This window comes from Sphingomonas sp. FUKUSWIS1 (assembly GCF_000733135.1).
Taxonomy (GTDB): Bacteria; Pseudomonadota; Alphaproteobacteria; order Sphingomonadales; family Sphingomonadaceae; genus Sphingomonas; species Sphingomonas aerolata.
Genome location: NZ_JPJC01000273.1, coordinates 6165 through 6757, shown reverse-complemented (window position 1 = coordinate 6757; position 593 = coordinate 6165). Strand labels below are relative to the sequence as shown.

Sequence of the window (593 nt, the reverse complement as noted above, 5' to 3'; positions counted from 1 at the left end):
GAGCGTCTTCATGCCGCTGCTCCCGCTTCGCTGTCGGGGCGGACGGTGACGACCTGCATCATGCCCGCGTGCATGTGGTAGAGCATGTGGCAATGGAACGCCCAGTCGCCGACCGCATCGGCGGTGAGGTCGAAGGTCGCGGTGCCACCGGGGGCGACGTTGATCGTGTGCTTGCGCGGCGCATGATCGCCGTGCCCGGTCACCAGCTCGAAGAAATGGCCATGCAGATGGATCGGGTGCGCCATCATCGTGTCGTTGATCAGGGTGACGCGGACGCGTTCGCCCTGGCGGAACGGGATCGGCGCCTTGACCTCGTTCAGCTTCACGCCGTCGAACGCCCACATATAGCGTTCCATGTTGCCGGTCAGGTGGATCTGCAGCTGCCGCGTCGGCGCGCGCAGGTCGGGATTGCGGTCGAGCGCGACGAGATCGCGGTACACCAGCACGGTGTGACCGGTGTCGTTCAGGCCCTGCGGCGGCTCGCCGGTGCGATCCATCGGCATCGGCGCGACGGTCTGCACGGTCGGCGTTCTGGGCAGGCCCGGCGCGTTGGCAAAGTCGCGCATGCTGTGGCTCATGGCCGGCATCGGTGC

1 pseudogene is annotated in these 593 nt (G+C 67.3%); it reads right to left on the bottom strand.

Annotation, left to right across the window (positions count from 1 at the left end):
• Positions 1–8 precede the first annotated feature (8 nt).
• A pseudogene (locus sphsw_RS20675) lies at positions 9–593 on the bottom strand (multicopper oxidase domain-containing protein); the annotation flags it as partial.